This is a genomic window from Pauljensenia sp. C0170B5, from assembly GCF_056590195.1.
The window spans coordinates 69,340-85,855 of record NZ_JBWPVR010000009.1 but is presented as its reverse complement, the minus strand read 5'-3'; the positions used below and the strand labels follow the sequence as shown (position 1 = coordinate 85,855).

Annotated in this window: 13 protein-coding genes; 10 read left to right on the top strand and 3 right to left on the bottom strand. The window is 58.7% G+C overall.

What is annotated here, in order from left to right:
- Positions 1-512: hypothetical protein (locus tag AC1EJZ_RS09605; protein ID WP_480294736.1), on the bottom strand; the 512-nt coding region annotated here is incomplete at its 3' end.
- A 46-nt stretch (positions 513-558) separates the two neighbouring features.
- Between AC1EJZ_RS09605 and AC1EJZ_RS09600 the strand changes: the two genes are divergently transcribed.
- The 3 genes from AC1EJZ_RS09600 to AC1EJZ_RS09590 all read left to right on the top strand — a co-directional run bounded on the left by AC1EJZ_RS09600 (position 559) and on the right by AC1EJZ_RS09590 (position 3,170).
- The gene (locus tag AC1EJZ_RS09600) at positions 559-1,437 is read left to right on the top strand and encodes a hypothetical protein (RefSeq protein ID WP_480294734.1); all 879 of its coding nucleotides are present in this window, start codon (positions 559-561) and stop codon (positions 1,435-1,437) included.
- Positions 1,438-2,262, top strand: a complete 825-nt coding sequence (locus AC1EJZ_RS09595; protein ID WP_480294733.1) for a hypothetical protein — start codon at positions 1,438-1,440, stop codon at positions 2,260-2,262.
- 476 nt (positions 2,263-2,738) lie between these two features.
- Positions 2,739-3,170 carry a hypothetical protein gene (locus tag AC1EJZ_RS09590; RefSeq protein WP_257590371.1) on the top strand — a complete coding sequence of 144 codons (432 nt, stop codon included), beginning with the start codon at positions 2,739-2,741 and terminating at the stop codon, positions 3,168-3,170.
- Positions 3,171-3,617: 447 nt separating this feature from the next.
- Here the strand turns inward: AC1EJZ_RS09590 and AC1EJZ_RS09585 are convergent, their stop codons facing one another.
- A complete protein-coding gene (locus tag AC1EJZ_RS09585; protein WP_480294731.1) occupies positions 3,618-6,149 on the bottom strand; it encodes a DUF4268 domain-containing protein in 2,532 nt (843 codons plus the stop codon).
- 123 nt (positions 6,150-6,272) lie between these two features.
- Between AC1EJZ_RS09585 and AC1EJZ_RS09580 the strand changes: the two genes are divergently transcribed.
- From AC1EJZ_RS09580 to AC1EJZ_RS09550, 7 genes are all read left to right on the top strand, one after another.
- Positions 6,273-6,737 (top strand): maltose acetyltransferase domain-containing protein, encoded by a 465-nt coding sequence (locus AC1EJZ_RS09580; protein ID WP_058236243.1) that lies wholly within the window; start codon positions 6,273-6,275, stop codon positions 6,735-6,737.
- A gap of 106 nt (positions 6,738-6,843) precedes the next feature.
- Positions 6,844-8,115, top strand: coding sequence for an HNH endonuclease signature motif containing protein (locus AC1EJZ_RS09575; protein ID WP_058236189.1), 1,272 nt, complete (start codon positions 6,844-6,846; stop codon positions 8,113-8,115).
- Between the two features lie 78 nt (positions 8,116-8,193).
- Positions 8,194-9,117 (top strand): TatD family hydrolase, encoded by a 924-nt coding sequence (locus AC1EJZ_RS09570; protein WP_480294728.1) that lies wholly within the window; start codon positions 8,194-8,196, stop codon positions 9,115-9,117.
- Positions 9,118-9,264: 147 nt separating this feature from the next.
- Positions 9,265-10,392: a resuscitation-promoting factor gene (locus AC1EJZ_RS09565; protein ID WP_092648251.1), complete on the top strand. Its 1,128-nt coding sequence runs from the start codon at positions 9,265-9,267 to the stop codon at positions 10,390-10,392.
- 89 nt (positions 10,393-10,481) lie between these two features.
- The gene (locus AC1EJZ_RS09560) at positions 10,482-11,810 is read left to right on the top strand and encodes an aggregation-promoting factor C-terminal-like domain-containing protein (RefSeq protein WP_480294726.1); all 1,329 of its coding nucleotides are present in this window, start codon (positions 10,482-10,484) and stop codon (positions 11,808-11,810) included.
- 27 nt (positions 11,811-11,837) lie between these two features.
- Positions 11,838-12,776 (top strand): 16S rRNA (adenine(1518)-N(6)/adenine(1519)-N(6))-dimethyltransferase RsmA, encoded by a 939-nt coding sequence (rsmA, locus tag AC1EJZ_RS09555; RefSeq protein ID WP_480294724.1) that lies wholly within the window; start codon positions 11,838-11,840, stop codon positions 12,774-12,776.
- Positions 12,769-13,719 carry a 4-(cytidine 5'-diphospho)-2-C-methyl-D-erythritol kinase gene (locus AC1EJZ_RS09550; protein ID WP_480294723.1) on the top strand — a complete coding sequence of 317 codons (951 nt, stop codon included), beginning with the start codon at positions 12,769-12,771 and terminating at the stop codon, positions 13,717-13,719. Before rsmA ends, AC1EJZ_RS09550 begins: the two co-directional genes overlap by 8 nt.
- Here the strand turns inward: AC1EJZ_RS09550 and AC1EJZ_RS09545 are convergent.
- Positions 13,699-16,398, bottom strand: coding sequence for a glycoside hydrolase family 172 protein (locus tag AC1EJZ_RS09545; RefSeq protein WP_480294721.1), 2,700 nt, complete (start codon positions 16,396-16,398; stop codon positions 13,699-13,701). The genes AC1EJZ_RS09550 and AC1EJZ_RS09545 overlap by 21 nt on opposite strands.
- Positions 16,399-16,516 lie beyond the last annotated feature (118 nt).

Below are 16,516 nucleotides of genomic sequence, written 5' to 3'. Positions count from 1 at the left end.
ACTTGAAATCCGTCATCGTTCCGTCCGTCCAATCTCCGCCAAGCATGCTCAAGCTTCACGATTTTTGCAACAGAGCCCTCGATGCCTTGCTTGACCCCATCAGCGATCTCTCCCGCTTTACCTGCGGCGGCGACGACGGCGCCTTGAGCACCGGCCGCCGCCGCGCTTGCAGCGTTTGCGGCCCCTTCAGCCACATCGCCAAGCATTTTCGCCATATGCTCTGGAGCAAGCCTTTGAGATTGGGGCGATGCGTCAACGTTTTGCTCATCGACAAACTCAGTGTTGTACTTGAAGCTCTTCGGATTTGGGCCGTCCTTGATCGCATCTCCAATGCTCTGAATGGCGCCCTTTGCCTTGCCCGCAATGTCCCCGATGGCCTGTCCCGTCTGGTCGGCGGCGCTTTGAGCGGCATTCGATGCCTGTTCGGCAGCGCTTGCGATTCCTTTTCCTGCAGCGGCCGCAGCCTTCTGCGCCCCTTTTATTGGGTCGAAGCCTTTATCGAAGAATCCCATCGCCCCTGCCTTTCTCCATATGCAATCTAAGGCCATTATCCCACCAATGGATTTGGCCTCTATCAGCGATTTAACCACCGGTCATTATCTGCGCGTCAACGTGAGCGCAGGCTCGGGCGCGGGCATCGGCCTTGCTGCCCTGCCGCCCGTGCAGAAGTCGATGCGCGACCCGCTCGAATCGAAGTCCATCACGCTGTCCTGCGGCAAGCTCACCACCGGCGTCACGGTGAAGCCATGGACCGGCGTCTTCATGCTCTCCAACGTAAAGAGCGCCGAGACCTACTTCCAGACGGCGTTTCGCGTGCAGTCGCCCTGGACGGTCAAGGATGACGACGGGAACATGCAGATCGTCAAGAACGAGTGCTACGTGTTCGACTTCGCGCTCGACCGCGCCCTCACCATGGTGTCCGACTACTCCACGCAGCTCTCCACAGAGAAGAAGGGCCCCGAGCAGAAGGTCGGCGACTTCATCCGCTTCCTGCCCGTGCTCGCCTACGACGGCAGCCGTATGAAGGAGATCAACGCCTCCGAGATCCTCGACATCGCCATGGCGGGGACCTCCGCGACGCTTCTCGCCAAGCGCTGGGAGTCGGCGCTGCTCGTCAACGTCGATAACGACACGCTACGACGCTTGCTCGCCAACGACGAGGCAATCAACGCCCTCATGAGCATCGAGGGCTTCCGAAGCCTCAACGACGACATCAAGACCATTATCAACAAGTCGGAAGCGGTAAAGAAAGTCAAGAAGGAGAAGGGTGACAACCTCACCCAAAAGGAGAAGAAGCAGCTCAGCGAGGAGGAGAAGGAGTTCAAGTCCAAGTGCAAGGAGATACAGGAGAAGCTGATCAAGTTCGCCACGCGTATCCCGGTCTTCATGTACCTCACCGACTACCGCGAGGAGACGCTCTACGACGTCATCACCTAGTTGGAGCCGGGGCTGTTCAAGAAGGTCACCGGCCTCGACGTCTCGGACTTCAACCTGCTCGTCTCGCTTGGCGTGTTCAATTCCGCCCTCATGAACGACGCTGTCTACAAGTTCCGTCGCTACGAGGATGCGAGCCTTGTCTACACTGGCATCAACAAGCACGAGGGCGAGAAGGTCGGCCTCTACGACACGTCTCTGTCCAATTACGACTACCTCTACGCGAAGCAGCAGGAGTCGATGGTGGCCCCCGACGGTTCCACTCTGGGCAACGGCGCTGGGGCGGAGGCTCCGTCGCCTGCTGTTGCGGTAAGGCTCGCGATCAAACCGTCGGCATCGGGCGTTTCGAGGTCGACTGCGAAAGCAACGACGCTCGGAGAGGCGCCCGTCAAGAAGGACTGGGTCATCGACGTCCTCGAGTCCCACAACGTCCGCATCGCCGATCGCCGTCCCAAGGGCGGAAGCCTTTGGGCCATCGGCGGCGGTGAGCTCGACGTCGTCATGAACGAGCTTGCCGCGAACGGCGCGCAGTTCACCTACAAGTTGGAAGGCGGTAAGGCAACGAGCTTCAAGGCCGGCTGGTGGCTTTCCGGCTATCCGAAAAAGTCCGAGCCCAAGGCATTGGAGCCCGAAGAGCCGGTTATCACTGAAGCCGACCTTTCCAGGATTGAGGAAGGAACCCAGGTCTTCCACAAGAGCTTTGGCTATGGTGAGGTCGTTTCGATTGGCAGTGACAGAATCGCCGTGCGTTTCGACAACGACAAAAGGAAAAAAGAACGCGAATTCATGTTCCCGTCGACCTTCTACCAGGGGATGTTGCAGCTATGAGGTCCGCAGAAGCCATCAAGTCGATACTCGAGGAGCAAGGCCGCTCCCAACGCTCCCTTGCTATCGATCTCGGTCTCACCCCGCAGGCGCTAGACCAGCGCCTAAAGTCGAAGACTATGAAGGTGGAGACCTTGTGCCAAACGGCAGCGCAGCTCGATTACTCTGTGAAGCTGGTTCCGAAAGGTGGCGGCGAGAGCATAGAGATTGAGGGTTAACCGATGTGCTTGGAGCTTGACCTGTTGCTTCCTGTTTCCGAAAGCGAAGCGGGTGCGCCCCAGGGCGCCCCGCGGATTATTGAGCGCTCGCCGAGAAATCTCATCGGGGAGGCTCGCTTGGCGTTCGATGCCGGGCTGCTAATCTCATGCCTGACGGTTCTGGTCACCATTCCAGATGTCTGTTCGAATTTGATCGACTCTAGCAATAAAGATGGTCAGTGAGATTGGTGTACAAGGTATCTCGGGTTTCCTAGCACCCCTGTGGTTGACGACATCGACCGATCTCGCGAGCAAAGTCGAGACCATATCGAGCGAACGATGAATGCGCTCATGCGGGAAGACAACTTCACCGCATCCGATTTCTGCCAGCTGCGAAACGCTGTGCTCCATACCGGATCTTCGGTTGTTGACGGCGCGGGGGCAAACTACTCGCCGTTACATTCGATCGATATACAGGTCTTCAACGACGACAGCCAGCTGGTCATTGGATATGGAGCCACCAGCTCACCAGAGGCGAATGGAATTGAAGGCGATTGCCGCATAAAGATCAACATCAACTTAACTGCCCTGCTTGCGCGCATGGAAAGGGGCGTTGAAAGGTTTTTGAGCGAGTATCCTGAGCTCGATAAGGAAAAAGGGGAATGGGAGTACCTGACTTGGGGAATCGTTGATTTTCGAGCTCCGATCAACTGAGGGCTCCTTTGTTCACTAAGTGAAGCGATCAGCCTTATTGAGCAGTTCCGAAGCGTGATTAGGGGCATGCACGAAGCCACCTGCGACGATTCTTTCAGTCATCGCTCTTGTGTATCCCTTCTGACCTGCGGGAACGCATGACGATAAAGCCGCTGGCTACGATTCACTTCGTTAAACGGGCGTCGATGAGGATGATTGTTGCTTTTGGCATCCATTTCGGGTGTTTCTGAGCCTCAAAACCAGCCCATTCTTGTCCCCGGGACAAAAATGAAACTGCGGGCTCGCGGTTTCGAAATAGTTCGCGCTTTTGTCCCAGGATTTGTCCCAAACGCCTACGCGAGGTCACGCAGCGGGATTCGGTGGTATGACGGTCAAAATCGACGAGCCAACTGGAGTCAACTGGAATGACGCAACAGTAAACGAGCGTGAAAGAGTGGGAGTAGCGGGTTAGATTGAGGCTAGATTCCGCTTCATGAATTGATGCGCTACCTTCCGCAATGCGTGCATACCTGTGGCCAGCCATTCGTACACCTCATTGACTGAATCACCAGTCAAATCGGCTGGGCGTGCAACGTTCACAACGCGGGTCGTCTTGTCGAGGTCGCCCTCGTCCCACTCAAACGTACCCTCGAGGAATTCCAGTTCTTTCTCGATGTCGGATCGCCGTGCGAGGACGGGTTTGTAGCTTTCTTCGTCAGAAAAGTGGAGCTGGACGGCCACTTCTTGCCCGCTCAACCGTACTAATGCTGTTAAATCGCACTTTCGCAGACCAATGCCAAATGAGGCCCAGTTATCGCGATTAGGCTCACGTGTCGACGGGTCGCGGAAAGCTTCGGTAAAGCCAGGACGATTCGCACAGTATTCATAGAAACCGTTCCAAAATTCCACCATGGATGCGTCGCGGTGGCTCGTGGTCGCTGCCTCGTCATAGCGTCGGCGAATTTCGCTCAACTTGGGACCACCGTCATTCAGACGCCAAAAGTCCCATCCGTTTCGTCCTCCAGAACCTCCTTCGAGGGCGATGACGCGACTAGCTGCCGAGGATGGGCTCGAGAACTTCTCACCGTTGCGCAAGATTAAATCGCCCCTATCGGTGAGTGTCACTGTTTGCGTGAAACGATCAGAACCGGGTTCCAGCACGTCGCCGACATGAAGAAGTCCTGCCGATACGAGGTCATGAATCGTGACTCGCCATGCGCGTCTGTCTGGCTGCTTGCGCGCGACGTATCGCTCGGCTGTATCGGGCGAAACATCAAGGCCTGGCCAGCGCTTGAGCGCAATTGCAGTCAGGTTTTCTGCTCTGTTTCGTATCTCCTCTTCACCCCATGACTCTGCATCTTTCAGTTCTGCTGAGATCGCCATGTATTCGTTGGCGTAACCGCCGATGCAGCGTTCCTTCTTTTCAGTAAAGGTACCGTCGGAAAGTTCGGAATTGTAGGCAGTGACAGTCAAGTTGCCGATGTTGTTGACGAGGGCTTCAAAGCCTTCCTCAGGGGCCTCGCCCAGCGCCTGGCGCCATTCAGAATGAGCAAGCGCATTTTGCGGCATGATGTGCTCAATTGTGTATGAGCCGGATGCGAAATCGTGAGGATCTTTAGGGTGGTGGAAATTCTCAAGATTTGTCAGCAGGAAGAAAGACTTTCTGAAGAGGTAAGAGTCACGCGTGAGTAGTGCATGCGAAAACTCGTCATCTGTTGGAAAACGCCGCGTGGTCCCCGCTGCCATGTATAGCAACGATTGGAAGGCTTCGACGTAATCACCGCCCTCTTCCTGCACTTTATTGAGATTTCCGATAATGCTGGGAAAGAACTTATTCAGCGAATTTGTGGGAGCATCGCAAATTGCTCGCCTCAAGACGTAACTTTCGGTCAGACGAAGCAGGCGGATAAAATCTTCTTTTTCGAAGGCTCCTGCCTCGTAATCTTGATAAAACGACAGGAGGAGCGGATTGAGGACGCTCATATCCAGTGTTGCTATTGTGTCGAAGTGCTCTTTGAGCTGGGGGTCCTCCTCGGTCCCAGAGGTGATTGCCGCGTAGTAGCGAGCAACGTCTTCCATTTCACTGAGAAGGTTGACCATCCGCCCTTTCTTGGCAAACCCGTTTTCGGTGACGTGGCGCTTGAAAATGGGGTACACATCTTTACGCGTGAGCGGTTCAGGCGCATACAGAATGGTCAGATAGTTTCTGATGAATTCATCGAAAACTCTGTCGTATGTGTCTTCGCCAAGGGTCTGCTCAATACGCCGCCAGTGGTTCTGATAGAGCTTTTCTTGTTCGCCTCGGGGTAATCCCATGAGGACAAAGTTTCGGATCAGGTCGGCTGACGAAAGATCTTTACCTGTCGAGTTCATCGATTCGAAAATGAGCTGAGGATTGTCGCGAGTTGCATCCAGAGAAATCGATACAACTTCAAGACGCTGCAGACCATCCAATATTGTATTCGGATTGTCGAGGGCGGCCAGCTTTCGCTCGAAAAACTCCAAGTTGGCAATTAAACGTGATGAGTTGTTGACGACTCGATAGTCCTCGTCCACTAAATGCTCGAGCAACGAGATAAGGGTAGCTCGATCGCCCTGAGACAAAAGCAGCTTGTAACGCTCGTCACCATGCCTGTCGTCATCTATCAGGTACCCCTTGTTGACCAGCCGAGAGTAGGAAAAGTTGAGCTTTTCGTCAGGGTTGTTCTTAGCGTATCGAGCCAGCGCAATCATGAGGAGTACGACAGTTGTGACTCGCTGCTGACCGTCGATTAAGAGAAGCGGCGTCACCTCCGACATCACACCATCTTGGATCCACACAATAGAACCGGTGAAGTGCTTATCATCTGGGCGCTTTCCAACCGACAACACGTCTTCCCACAATTGTTCGCATTGCTCCTCGTCCCACGAGTAGGGGCGTTGATAGACAGGGATGACGAAACGTAAGTTCTGGCTTGTCACAAGCCCGATGAGCGAACGAGCCGATGCGTTCATAGTCATGAGAGCGGGCGCCTTTCGCCGAACAGTTCTTTGAGGCACTGTAGCGCACGACGGCGTCTTAGTGGCATTGAGCTGTGCGAAGAGGCAGTGACTTTTCTAGAATGTTTCGCAGACCAGCCGCCTTTGACACGACAAGTAAGACTGCGCGATGAGCGTCATGCAAGAACGAAATGCCTCGAGCGGCTCCACGAATTTAATCAGCTGCGCCCATCCGAACAGGTCAAACGCCAGGCGATGATGAAGGAAATGTTCGCTGAAATAGGGGAGAACTGCTACATCGAGCCTCCGTTCTACGCGAACTTCGGTAGCAACATCTACGTCAACTTCAACTTCACCTGCGTAGACGACACACACATTTACGTCGGTGTCTACACGATGTTCGGCCCGAACGTCACCATCTCAGCGGCGGGACACCCGATTATCCCGGAGCTTCGCCGAAAGGGCTACCAGTACAACATGCCGGTTCGCATCGGCTCAGGCTGCTGGATCGGTGCGGGTGTCAATATCCTGCCTGGAATCAATGACCGCGACAAGGAGTTCCACTTCAAAGATCGCCGCATTGACTACGCGCAGCTGAACGGAAAATAGGAAGCCGCCCTGCTGGCTCAAATGTGACACACATCACTTAAATTGTGTCCCGTTAAGTGGTGTTCGTGGGACGCAGATGCACATGCCATCCCTCACAATAGAACACATGTTCGATACTTGTGTGTGTGCAGGTGCACCCGACGGCGGCGGTTCCGCCAGTGAGCTTGATGCTGCCATCGAGCAGGTGAACGCACTGCGCGAGGCGGATGCCCGCTGGCGGAAAGCTGAAGCTGAGCGCGCCCGCATGATCATCGACACGATTCTGACGGTCACTGCCGCGCTCAAAGGAGAGCAGGCTCTTGTGCCGCGCTCAAGCAGCGGCACCCCGCTCATTGCCGAGTTCGCCCATCTCGAACTTGCTGCCGCTTTAGGATGCTCACCCTCTCAAACATTGCAGGAACTCTACTCGCTACTTGGTGTCCGCTTCCGCCTCCCGAGACTGTGGGACCGAGTCATGGATGCTGAAATCCCCGTCTGGAAGGCCTGCCATGTTCACTCGCTGACGTCCACACTCGGCGAATCTCAATGCGCGACGCTCGATGAACTGCTCGGACAGATCGGCTCATGGAACCAGGGGCGCATCACCCGTCACGTGAACCTTCTGATCGCCCGCGTTGCCCCGCAGATGATCGAAGTGCGTGCAGAACTTGCCGAGCGTGCCAGACGCGTCGTGTTCGACATGGACGAGGGAGCTGGCAGCGCCTATATGCATGCGCAACTCGCCGTTACAGATGCCCTCCATCTTGACCGCACCGTCGCAAGTCTGGCATCTGCGCTGGCCGCCTCGCATCCAGATGAGTCGGTTGATGAGCGGCGCTCGCGTGCACTCGGCTTGCTGGCGAACCCCGAGCAGGCGGGGGCACTGTTAAATGGACGTGAAGCGAAAACTGAGCGCAGAGCTGAGATCGTTGCTCATATCTACCCGGATTCGCCGCACTGCGCGAGTATCGACGACGGCGGTTCTGTTCCCGTCGCGCAACTCGCATCCATGCTTGCGCATACTCGGGTCACGATTCGCCCCGTCCTTGACTACTCATCGCTGCCTGCCGGTGACCGGCACGATCCGACATCGACGATGCGCAGGGCACTGCTTCAGCGTGAACCGTTCGAGGTATTCCCCTACTCGAACACGCCCTCAACCTCGTGCGACCTGGACCATACGGTCCCATATGAGGAAGGTGGCTCGGCTGGGCAAACAAATCTGGCGAATCTGGGTCCACTGTCGCGAAGTGTTCACCGTGCAAAAACGCATGCAGGTTGGGACCTCGACCAGCCAGAGCCTGGTGTGTACCAGTGGACAACTCCACTCGGCTTCCGGTACGACGTCGTCAACGGAATTACCCGCTATCGCGGACATATGCCGCCTCAAGGGGAATGAGCCGCAAACGCGGCGGGTTCGTTAGGATCGGTTCAGAGGAATAAGCACGTCACCACAGTGAAGGAAGTGACCGGTCCGGTGTCGAAGAAAAAGAAGCGCGAATGGCCACCAGCTGCGCAACCGCTCGAAGGTCATGTGATCGACAACCACACTCATCTGCCGCTGTATGAGGAACAGATTCCTCGCGCTGAGGGAATCAGGCTGGCGCTTGACGAACAGCTCGAGCGCGCTCAGCAGGTCGGTGTGCGCGGACTCATCACCTCTGCCTGCGAAATCCCTGACTTCCACGGATCGATGCAGCTTGCGCGTGAGGGCGCGCCCGGCCTCGCGATACGAGTGGCGCTTGCGATTCATCCCAACGAAGCAGCATTGCATGCCGGGATTGCTGAACCGTCGCCAGATGGCCTCGTCCCGCACGTTGAACAGCACCACGTTCCGCTGGACGAAGCACTCACGGAGGTTGAACGGCGTCTGAATGACCCGGTCGTCGTTGCCGTCGGTGAAACCGGACTCGACTACTTCCGTACAGCCGATGCCGGCAAACAAGCGCAGGCGGAATCATTTCGCGCGCACATTCGACTCGCAGCCGCGGCAGGCCTGCCGTTGCAAATTCATGATCGTGATGCGCATGAAGACACACTCGCGATCCTGAACGAAACCGCCACGGCCGACCAGCTCATCGTCTTTCACTGTTACTCCGGCGACGCGGCAATGGCGCGCGAACTGGCGAAGAACGGGTGGCATGCGTCATTTGCCGGCAATATGACGTATCCGGCTAACGCCCACCTTCGTCAAGCGCTGGTCGAACTTCCGCCTGAACTCGTGCTGGTCGAAACGGATGCGCCCTATCTCACAGCAGTGCCGTGGCGCGGTCATCCGAACGCGACTTACTCAATTGTCCACACTGTGCGGGCAATTGCCGAGCTATGGAACGTCGACGAAGCTACTGCGTGTGACCGGTTGTGGCGCAGCACGACGCGCGTATACGGCGCATGGGCATAAGGGCTGGACGCAACCACGTGCGACGGCGAAAAGCAAACGCGACGCATGTGAGATGTGCGACGTCGGATGTCACGTTTGGGTAAAACCTATTAGTGTGGCACCAGTCAGTCCGTCTGCCCGACGGAGCCGAACGACCTCAGGACACTTGTGAATTTGGAATTCTCACCGAGCCGACGAACCGTTATCGCAGCCGCATCCGCCGCATCGCTCGCAGTTGTGGGCGTGGCCGGAGTGGGCGCAGCAGCAGCACACAACACCGTGACCCTCGAGGTCGACGGAGTCTCGCAGCCCGTCAGCGGATTCTCCCGCACCGTCTCAGACGTCATCAATGCTGCAGGCGTTGAAGTCAGCCCTCACGATCTGGTCGCACCGGCGATGGGCGAGGGAGTATCCAACGGTGACACCGTCGTTGTACGGACTGCATCGCCGTACACGGTGGATCTGGACGGAAACCAGGTGGAACTGTGGTCCACAGCAGGATCAATGGCCGATTTACTGGACGAATTCTCCCAGCACGGCACAGCGATCATCGCCGCTGACCGATCCTTTGCCCGTGCCACATTGCCGCTGGCAGCGCCCGGCGAACGCATCAAGGTTGAGGTAGACGGCCAGACCCTTGACACAGCTGCCGAAACCGGTGACGACACGGCTTCAATCCTGGCTCGCTTGGGCGTCACAACAAGCCCGTTGGATCGCGTGAAGCTGGAAAACCGCGGCGGCACCATCACGATCATCGTGACACGAGTTGAGCGCGGCTACCGCACGCAGACCGACGCAGTGCCGTTCCAAACTGAAGAGCGAAAAGACGACACCCTGACTGAAGGAACGACGTCGGTTATTCAGGAAGGCAAAGACGGCTCGGTGACGACCAAGTACTTTGAGGAAAAAGTCGGCGGAGAAATCGCCGTGTCGGCAGCCGTATCGACCAGCAAGACCGACCCGCAAAACAAGATCGTCGCGGTGGGAACGAAGAAAGCGGCCGCCCAACAGAGGACGACAGCTTCCACGCCGACTGCAGCTCCCGCAACCACTGCTGGTTCGGACGTGTGGGCCGCGTTGGCTCAGTGTGAATCCGGCGGAAATCCGGCGACCAACACGGGCAACGGATTCTACGGCATGTACCAGTTCACTTTGCCCACGTGGCAATCGATGGGCGGCACCGGCCTGCCCTCGGACGCATCGGCAGCTGAGCAAACTGCCCGCGCTCAGGCACTGCAGGCGGCAGCTGGATGGGGCCAGTGGCCAGCATGCGCGGCAAGCCTCGGACTGTACTGAGCGCGCAACTCACCACAATTTTCCGGTCCGACTCCACAAATAGTCACAAAACGGTTACGGTAGGAACAGCCGATTGGAAGGAGCCTGCCGTGACCCCGCGACGCATCATTGCCACAGCAAGTGCAGCGTCACTTGCAGTAGCCGGCATCGCGGTTGGTGGTATTGCTCAGGCTCGTCACACAGTGATGCTCGAAGTCGACGGAGTCAGTCAGCCTGTCACCGTGTGGGGCGGCACAGTCTCCGACGCGCTCGCCAGCATCGACGTACAGGTCGGTGAACACGACCTGATCTCGCCCACACCCAGCGAAAACATCGCGTCAGTTGACCATGTCGTTGTGCGCACGGCCAAACCCTACGACCTGACGATCGACGGCGAAGAACGCACCGTATGGTCGACGTCCAGCTCAATTGACACGATCCTGGCAGATGCCGACACCTACGGATCCACCGTGGCGATAGGCGCGAGCCGCTCCTCGATGCGAGCCGAACTTCAACCGCTCGTGTCACGCGCACGCACACTGCCAGTCATTGAAACAAACGGCAACGTAATCCAGAATGTTGCCGTCCGGGCAGGCCAGGACATACGACACGTCATTGAAAACAACGGAATCAAGCTGTCGCCGCTGGACCGGGTCACCCTCGAATCGGCAAACGGCGAACTGTCCGTGCGCGTCCAGCCCGTCACCCGCGGACGCGTCAGCACAGACACCCCGGTGAACTTCTCGAAAGAAGAACGCAAGTCCGACGCACTGTTCGAAGGCGAACGCATCGTTGAACAGGAAGGCACACACGGTGCCAACAGCTCTGTGGTGTGGCAGGAAACAGTCGACGGCGAAGTGACCTACTCAGCCGTGCTGTCGGCCGACAAGAAAGCGGAACCGCGACCGGAAATCGTCACCGTCGGCACCAGGAAAGTCACGCCCGAAGCCCTCCTGGCCGCCGGCATCGATCCGAAAGCCCAGTTGGAAGAAGGCACTGAATCAGATGGCCGCAAGTCCGTACGATTCCGAGCCAAACCCGGTGACATCTCAAGCCAGGCCGAACTCGATGAAATTCGCGGCATCGCTGAAGCCGAAGGGCTGACGATCAGCTCGACACTGACCGGAACATACTCGGGCGAAGATCCGCGCGGCATCGCGCAGCAAATGGTGAGTCAGCGCGGCTGGTCAGACAGTGAATTCCAGTGCCTGCTGACATTGTGGGATCGCGAATCGCACTGGAACCCCTATGCCGCTAACGCCTGGTCAGGCGCCTACGGTATTCCGCAGGCTCTCCCCGGATCGAAAATGGCATCTGCCGGTGCTGACTGGCAGACGAATCCGGCCACGCAGATCACGTGGGGCCTGGGATACGTCGCCGGCCGCTACGGAACCCCATGCGGCGCGCTCGGGCATTCCAATTCTGTCGGTTGGTACTGATCCGCGCTCACGCGATACCCTCGTGACGTGAACGAAACAGACGAACGATCCGCGCTGCTGGGACCTGCCGAGATCCACGCAATCGCGGCTGCCCTCGACATTCGCCCGACCAAAGTGCTGGGGCAGAACTTCGTGCACGACGGCGGAACCGTTCGACGCATCGTGCGAGCAGGTGGCGTAGGGAGAGATGACCACGTGCTTGAGGTCGGGCCGGGACTGGGGTCGCTCACACTGGCGCTCCTGGAAACCGGCGCACATGTCGATGCGGTCGAAATTGATCCACGCCTGGCTCGTGCGCTGCCGGAAACCGTTCGGGCCCGCATGCCCGAGGCAACAGAGCGCCTCACCGTCACCTGTATGGATGCGATGAAAGTGACGCCGGACGAGTTGGGCGACGCTGCGCCCACCAAACTTGTCGCCAATCTGCCATACAACGTGGCTGTGCCGGTACTGTTGCGACTGCTCGAACGCTTCGAGACGCTGCGCGATGTCCTGGTTATGGTGCAGGCAGAGGTTGCCGACCGCCTCGTCGCCGGGCCCCGCTCACGAACCTATGGTGTTCCCTCCCTGAAAGCCGCGTGGTACGGCCACGCTGAACGAGCCGGAAGCATCGGGCGCGCCGTGTTCTGGCCGATTCCGAACGTTGATTCCGCACTGGTGCGGCTCACCAGGCGCGATGAGCCGTTGGGTGACGCTGTCCTGCGCGACGCCACATTCGATGCGATCGACCGCGCATTCGGGCAACGACGCAAGACTCTGCGCGCGGCCCTGCGTGACTGGGCGGGATCAGGGGAAGCGGCCGCCGACCTTCTCACCCGTGCCGGCATCGACCCGCAGGCACGTGGCGAAACGCTGTCCATCGACCAGTTCGTCGACCTCGGCAGGCTTATCGTCGCCGCCAGACGCGATCCCTCCACGCCCGAGGGAGCCTACGCCTCCACACGAAACGGAGAGGCACATGCGTGAAGCTCAGGCCAGCGCCCCGGGCAAAGTCAACATGCTGCTGCGCGTCGGCGCGCCGGAAAAAGACGGATATCACCCGCTGATCAGCGTGTTCGAGGCGCTCGACCTGCGTGAAACCGTCACAGTGACAACGGCTCGCACCCCCGGAATCGCGGTATCGACAACCGTGTACACGCCAGAGGGCGAGGTAGACGGTCAGGCAAGCGCCATGATGAACGAGCTCGACCCGCACCGGCACTTGGCGGCACGAGCCGCGCGTACCCTGCAGCGCCTGGCGCAAAGCGGCCCGTGGGCATCAACCGCGGCAGGCGTGAGGATTCACGTTGATAAGCGCGTGCCGATTGCCGGTGGAATGGCCGGTGGGTCAGCGGATGCGGCAGCCACCCTCGTCGCCTGCAACGAACTGTGGGAATTAGGACTGGACGCAGATCAGCTCCAGGCGGTCGGCCGCACGCTGGGCGCGGATGTGCCGGCCTGCCTGGTCGGCGGAATCGCGCTGGGAACCGGGCACGGCGACCATATGCAGGTCCTGGACAGCGAACATGAACACCTGTGGGTATGCGCAACCGCCCACGAAGGTTTATCGACGCCGGAGGTTTTCAGGCGGCGCGATGAGATGGGTGAATGGGCCGAACTCACCCGGCCAGACGAACAGACGCTCGCCGCACTCACCGCCAGTGCGCGCGAGGCGGCACCTTACTTACATAACGACCTGGCAGCGGCCGCGTTCACGTTGCGACCCGAACTGGCCGACACGATTGAGATCGGACGCGAAAGCGGCGCGCTCGCGGTGATCCTGTCCGGATCGGGGCCAACAGTTGCAGCCCTCGTTGCCGACGAACGCGCCGCTGACAGCGTGGCCGCAACATGGCGTGAGGCTGATCAGGTTGATCGGGTCATCACCACGCGCGGCCCCGCCCACGGCTCAGTGGCGTCTGCGAACTGACAGTGCGCACGCTCCTACGCCCAGCGCTCCAAGTGCTGTGAGTGCGAGGATCGGTGCAGACGAGCCGGTCGCGCTGAGGCGAGGCGGCTTGTCGGCCTGAGGACGCTCGCCAGTCGTGGGCGATGTAGGCGGTACGGACGGTTCAGCCGGTTCCGGCGGTTCGACTGGCGTCGCCGCCTCTTCGCCGCCAATCGTGTACACCTCGTAGCGCGCAGCACTCCACGGTGCCGAACCATCGCGCGGAGTCAGCTCAACCGTGATGCTATCGACGTTCTCAGTGATGGCGCGGGGGATTTCGAACGTGTCCTCCAGCCACTGATGAGTCTGATTGGCCAGGGGCTGCAGCCACGTGCCGACATGCATGCCGTTCACGGCCACATCGACGCTTTGATAGCCACTCGACTGGTCCGACATGCGATGCAGGCGTACACCCTGATTCGACTTCTTGACTGCCGCGGTGAAAGTGATCGGATCAGCCGAGTCGCGCAGAGAATCGGTCACGCTGACCGTGTCATCGTTGCCTTCGAATGTGCTGGTCAGGGAGCGCGGTTCGCCGCCACCTGAGTACGCGTGAGCCGCCTCGCTGTCCACGTCGGTGATGTTGAGTGAATCAGTAAGGGTCAGTACAGGCGCAGCCGCGTGGCCGTACCAGAAAGCGGTCGAAGAGTATTCAGCTGGATGGCGATTATCCGGCCCGTGCTCCAATCCGGCGCTGATCGAGCTCTGGAAATCGATCGCATCACCGATCAGCAGTCGGTAGGCCGAGTCGCACTGATAGTCACAGCCGTACGTTCCAGCGATCTTCTCCAGTGGCGCACCGTTGGTAAATGCGGAGAACGGTCCGTAATCGAAATACCAGCCACCCTCGTAGAAATCTTCACTGCCGGTGCCGTGCCACTGTGGGGTGCGCAGCCCGTCAACGTAGATGCGCTCATCGCCTTCCAGGTAGCCGCGAACGTTGCCGTCGCCCTGTGACGAGGACATGGTGTGGCTGACTCCCATGAAGCGGCCCTGGCCTTCAGTTGAGAGGAACACCCAGTCGCGCCCGTCTTCGGTCGGACCCGCGTGGTGCGTGGCGTAGAAATATCCGAGGGAGGGGACCGGTCCGCTCAAACGCTCGGCCACACTCGCATCCGCGTTGAATGTGACATCGCACGTACCGTTGTTCAGCGTGTACTGAGAGTTGTTGACCAGTGAGATCGTCATCGTCTTGCCGAACGGCATCGGCCACCACGACGAATATGTCCCTGTTTCGGGATCGACACCGAACATCAGCGAGGTAACGGGCGCCTGACCCAGACCGGTACCGAAGAATTCTCCGATCGGCGCGTCGACGGTCAACTGGCCGTCGGCGTGGATCTGGATATGTGTATTCGTCAGGAAATCGTCGGACGCCGCGATTTGCTCGGCGTCAGCGGGGTTTGTATTTTCGCGCGCATAGGTCCGGTCTCCGTGCCAACGTTCGTTCATGATCGAATAGTCGTGAGCTTGTTCAGAGGCGCGCGATTCGTCGGTTCCCTCGCCAACGTCGACTTCATCGGTCCGGATCATGTCGCCGCCCACCTTGGAGTCGACGAAATAGCGGAATTCGTTGAAGTCGTTGCCCGCAGAGATGAACTCGTTGGTGATGCGGATCGATGACTTGCCTGCGGTGGCGTCGGCGGGCAGTTCAACCGATTCTTCGCGCCACACCCCTGATTTGCCTTCAGTGCCATCCCACTGGCCGGCCTGCGTGCCGTCAACCAGGATACGTGCCTTCTGATCAGGTGAAATCGGGTCATAACGGCGCGTGAGCGTGACACCCTCGTTCGCGGGATCAATCGCCACGGTGAAGCTGGTCGAATCTTTCGTTGCGCGACCGTCATCGTTCATGCGCTCAGGTGCCGGCGCGCCCTTGAGGCCTGGCAGACCAAGGGTGAAGGCCTGGACCATTCCGGGTTCATCCAGCGTCGCGATTGTTGTGGATTCGCCCGGAGCAAGACTGAAGTCTGCGTGCAGGTTCGGCTCATTGACGAGGGAGGCCGGCGACTCCGTGCCCCATGTCTTGGTCTGTTCGAGCAGGTCGGTGGGCACGTTGGAGGGATCGAAGGTCGAAATGCCGTCAGCGGTGGCGAACGAGCGGTACGACACATGGTAAAAGAACGGATTGTTCTGCACCGTGACGCGCATGGATTCGCGGTAGGGCATGGGGATCTTGATGTACACGCCACCGGAGGTTTGCATCTTGTCGGCGACGAACGGATAGATGAACGGTGCGCCGGCTTTACCTTCGACAACGTCCTGGAACGGTGCATTGAGAACGACTGTGCCGTCGAGTTCGATGATGATGTTGCCGGCCTTGGTGACGTCGCCACGATCCCACGTTGACCAGATGGATTGGATTTCGCCGGCGCCTGTGGCTTCTGCCAGCACGCATCCTTCATCGGTGGTGCGCAGGCAGGAGTACTTTCCGCTGAATCCGTCGTGGTCGTTGCCGCCTTCGCGATCAAAACTTGAGAACTGGCGGCTCTGCGTGCCGGTGCTCAGTTCCGGAAGGCGAGTGATGTCAGTGTAGGTTTGCCAACCTGTTGTGGGATTTTCGTCGGGTGGCGCTGCCTGGGCGAGTCCGCCGATGCTGAGCAGCAGGGCTGTTGACGCGGCCAGTGCGATCTTTTCCGGTCGAGAGAGGTGATTCATCATTGATCCTTGGGTCGAGTGGCGGCATCGCCACTTCGTTTTCGGGCAAAATCAGCTTAAATGGAGCAAAAATGAGTGTCAAGCGATTGTGCATAGTAAATGCAATGTGATATATAGGTTA